Source organism: Thioclava arctica, assembly GCF_040892615.1.
Taxonomy (GTDB): domain Bacteria; phylum Pseudomonadota; class Alphaproteobacteria; order Rhodobacterales; family Rhodobacteraceae; genus Thioclava; species Thioclava arctica.
Genome location: NZ_JBFRYC010000035.1, coordinates 1 through 4,123, shown reverse-complemented (window position 1 = coordinate 4,123; position 4,123 = coordinate 1). Strand labels below are relative to the sequence as shown.

Annotated in this window: 4 protein-coding genes; all 4 read left to right on the top strand. The window is 61.8% G+C overall.

Features of this window, described 5'->3' with window-relative positions:
• Positions 1-396 (top strand): homogentisate 1,2-dioxygenase domain-containing protein (locus tag AB4874_RS19765; protein WP_368393299.1); only part of this gene is annotated, 396 nt, incomplete at its 5' end.
• The gene (gene fahA / locus AB4874_RS19760; RefSeq protein WP_368393298.1) at positions 393-1,628 is read left to right on the top strand and encodes a fumarylacetoacetase; all 1,236 of its coding nucleotides are present in this window, start codon (positions 393-395) and stop codon (positions 1,626-1,628) included. The genes AB4874_RS19765 and fahA, both read left to right, overlap by 4 nt.
• 18 nt (positions 1,629-1,646) lie before the next feature.
• Entirely contained in the window at positions 1,647-2,597 is a 951-nt protein-coding gene (locus tag AB4874_RS19755; protein WP_368393297.1) for an MBL fold metallo-hydrolase, read from the top strand.
• A 32-nt stretch (positions 2,598-2,629) separates the two neighbouring features.
• On the top strand, positions 2,630-4,123 hold a 1,494-nt coding region (locus tag AB4874_RS19750; protein WP_368393296.1), incomplete at its 3' end, for an FAD-dependent oxidoreductase.

Genomic DNA, 4,123 nt, shown 5'->3' with positions numbered 1-4,123 from the left:
GGCACCGCCAATATCGACTTCGTGCTGTTCCGTGAGCGCTGGATGGTGGCCGAGCACACCTTCCGCCCGCCGTGGTATCACAAGAACATCATGTCCGAGATGATGGGCAATATTTACGGCATTTATGACGCCAAGCCGCAGGGCTTCGTGCCCGGCGGCATGAGCCTGCACAACATGATGCTGCCCCACGGGCCCGATCGCGCTGCGTTCGAACATGCCAGCAACGAGCCGATGAAACCGGTGCTGCAAGATAACACGATGCAATTCATGTTCGAGACACGTTTCCCCCAGCATCTGACGGCTTTCGCCGCGACAGAAGCGCCCTTGCAGGACGACTACATCGATTGCTGGGACAGCATTGAGAAGAAATTCGACGGAAAACCGGGGACCAAATGACGGATGTGAAAAGCTGGGTGGCGTCTGCGAATGGCGACACGGACTTCCCAATTCAGAACCTGCCTTATGGCGTGTTTGACGATGGGCGCGGCGCGCGCATGGGCGTGGCGATCGGCGATCAGATTCTTGATCTTGGCGCGGTGGATCACGGTCTGGATGCGGCGCTGTTTGTCGAGCCTGCCTGGAACCGCGTCATGGAGGCCGGCCCGCAGCTTTGGGCCGATTTGCGCGCGCGCTTGATCGCGTTGCTGTCAGACGAGGCGCATCGCGCAGCCGTCGAGCCGCATCTGGTTGCGCAGGCAGATGCGAAAATGCTGATGCCGTTTCGCGTCATGGAATATACCGATTTTTACGCGGGCAAGAACCACGCGATGAATGTTGGCACGATCTTTCGCGGGGCGGAAAACGCGCTGCCTGCGAACTGGCTGTCGATCCCGATTGGCTATAACGGGCGGGCCTCGTCGGTGGTTGTCTCGGGCACGCCGGTCACGCGGCCTTGGGGGCAGGTGAAGGGGCCAAATGACGATCTGCCGCGCTTTGCGCCTTCGGCCCGCTTTGACATCGAACTGGAATTTGGCGCGATTGTCGGACAGCCCTCGCAAGGGATGATTTCGGTGGCGCAGGCCGATGAGATGATCTTTGGTTATGTGCTGCTCAATGACTGGTCGGCGCGCGATATCCAGGCTTGGGAATATGTCCCGCTTGGGCCGTTTCAAGGCAAGGCGACGGCCACCACGATCTCGCCTTGGATCGTGACCCGCGCCGCGCTGGCACCGTTCCGCACCGCCACACCTGAGCGTGAGCGCCCGCTGCTGCCTTATTTGTCCGAGCCGGGGCCGATGAATTACGACATCGCGCTTGAGGTTGCCCTGCGACCCGAAAACGGGGCCGAGACGGTCATTTCGCAGACCAATACGCGCGAACTCTATTACTCGGCCGCGCAACAATTGGCCCATCACACCAGCTCTGGCTGTGCGATGCGGGTGGGCGATCTGCTGGGATCGGGCACGATTTCGGGCGTGACGCCGGACAGTCGCGGCTCGCTGCTGGAACTGTCTTGGTCGGGCAAGGAACCGCTGGAATTGCCGGACGGCACGACGCGCAGCTTCATCGAGGATGGCGACACGCTGACCCTGCGCGGGGCGGCGCAAGGCAAAGGATACCGCATCGGGTTTGGCGATTGCGCGGGGCAGATCCTGCCCGCCGCCGATCTGCCCGATTGGGCGAAATAAGTCAGAAGGAACAGGCACATGGCTAAGGCATTCGCATCGCAAGGCGATATGGAAGACAAAAAGATCAGCTTCACTGAGGTTGGCGAAGGGCTTTATGCCTTCACCGCCGAGGGCGATCCCAATACGGGCGTCATCATTGGCGATGAAAGCGTGATGATCGTCGAGGCACAGGCCACCCCGCGTCTGGCGCGCAAGGTGATTGAATGCGTGCGCTCGGTCACCGACAAGCCGATCAGCCATCTCGTGCTGACCCATTATCACGCGGTGCGGGTGCTGGGTGCCTCGGCCTATGGCGCGCGTGAAATCATCATGTCGGATGTGGCGGGCGCGATGGTCGAAGAGCGCGGCCAAGAAGATTGGGACAGCGAATTCGGCCGCTTCCCGCGCCTGTTTCAGGGCCATGAGGAAATCCCCGGCCTGACGCGCCCCACCACCACGTTCTCTGAAATGATGACCGTCTATCTCGGCAAACGCCGGGTGGATATCATGAAGCTCGGGCGAGCCCATACGGCGGGCGACGCCGTGATCTGGGTGCCCGATCAAGAGGTGATGTTCACCGGCGATATCGTTGAATATCACTCGGCCTGCTATTGCGGCGACGGGCATTATAACGACTGGGCAGAGACGCTGGAAAACATCGCCGCGTTTGAGCCCAAAGCGATTGCACCGGGTCGCGGTGATGCGCTTGTCGGCGAGGAAAAAGTGGCCGAGGCGCTGGAAAACACCGCCGATTTCGTTCGCTCGACCTACAAGCCGGTGGAAAAGGTCGTCGCGCGCGGTGGTTCGCTGAAAGAGGCGTGGGATGCGGTGCGTGCAGCTTGCGATCCGAAATTCGCCGATTACGCGATCTACGAGCATTGCCTGCCGTTCAACGTGGCGCGCGCCTATGACGAGGCCCGTGGCATCGACACGCCGCGCATCTGGACGGCCGAGCGTGACCGCGAAATGTGGGACGCGCTGCAAGGCTGAGCCGCGCGCAGGGGAGGCGGGAGGAGGGCCCAATGCCATATGATTACAAACCGTTCGACTATGTTGCGCCGCGCGGGCTGAACACGCCCGAGCCGCGTCACAAGGTGATCATCGTGGGCGCGGGGCCGATTGGCCTCGCCGCCGCGATCGAGCTGGCCAATCATGGTGTCGGCTCGGTCGTGTTGGATGATAACAACGTCGTTTCCGTCGGCAGTCGCGCGATTTGCTGGTCGAAGCGCTCGTTGGAGATTCTCGATCGTCTGGGCGTGGGCGAGACCTGCGTGCAAAAGGGCGTGACCTGGAAAGTCGGGCGCACCCATCACGGCGCGCGCGAGGTGTTCAACTTTGACCTGCTGCCCGAGGACGGCCACAAGATGCCCGCCTTCGTGAACCTGCAGCAATATTATGTTGAGGAATACCTCGTTGCGCAGGCGCAGGCCAATCCGCTGATCGATCTGCGTTTCAAGAACAAGGTAACGGGGCTAGAGCAACAGGACGATTGCGCGCGCGTCAGTATTGAGACGCCCGATGGCGCGTATTCGCTTGAGGCAGACTATCTGCTGGCCTGCGACGGGGCGCGCTCGCCGATCCGGCAGATGATGGGGCTTGAGTTTGAGGGCGTCCTGTTTGAGGAACGCTTTCTGATCGCCGATATCGTGATGCAGGCCGATTTTCCGCCCGAACGCTGGTTCTGGTTTGAACCGGAGTTCCATGCGGGTCAGTCGGCGCTGCTGCACAAGCAACCCGATGATGTTTACCGCATTGATCTGCAATTGGGCTGGGAGAGCGACCCCGAGAAAGAGCGCAAACCCGAGCGTATCATCCCGCGCATCGAAAAGGCGCTGGGGCATGGCAATTTCACACTCGACTGGACCTCTATCTACACCTTCCAGTGCCGGCGGCTGAAGAAGTTCGTTCATGACCGGGTGATCTTCGTCGGTGACAGCGCGCATGTCGTCTCGCCCTTTGGCGCGCGCGGCGGCAATGGCGGTTTGCAAGACGTCGACGCTTTGGGCTGGCGATTGGCGGCGGTGCTCAAGGGTGAGGCTCCGGTCGCGCTGCTGGCAGGCTATGATGCGGAACGCACCCACGGCTCGGACGAAAACATCACCAATTCCAGCCGCACCACGCGGTTCATGTCGCCGCGTGACGGGGCCGAACGCTGGTTCCGCGATGCTGTTTTGGCGCTTTCCGAGCATGCCGAATTCGCCCGACCGATGGTCAATTCCGGGCGGCTTTCGGTGCCCTGCACCTATCCGCTCGAGGCAGCCCCCGATTGCGCGCACATGCCTGCGCCATCGCGCCCCGGTTCGGTCGCCCCCGATGCGCCACTGGGCAATGACTGGCTGCTCTCGCAACTCGCGGGGGGCTTCACGCTGTTGGCGATTGGCGTCGCAGCGCCCGAAGGGTACGGGATGCGTGTGCTGGAACTGCCCGAGACCCCCGAGCTGCGCCAACGCTATCTGGGGCAGGCGGGGCAGGCTTTGTATCTGATCCGGCCCGATCAAATCGTGGCAGCGCGCTGG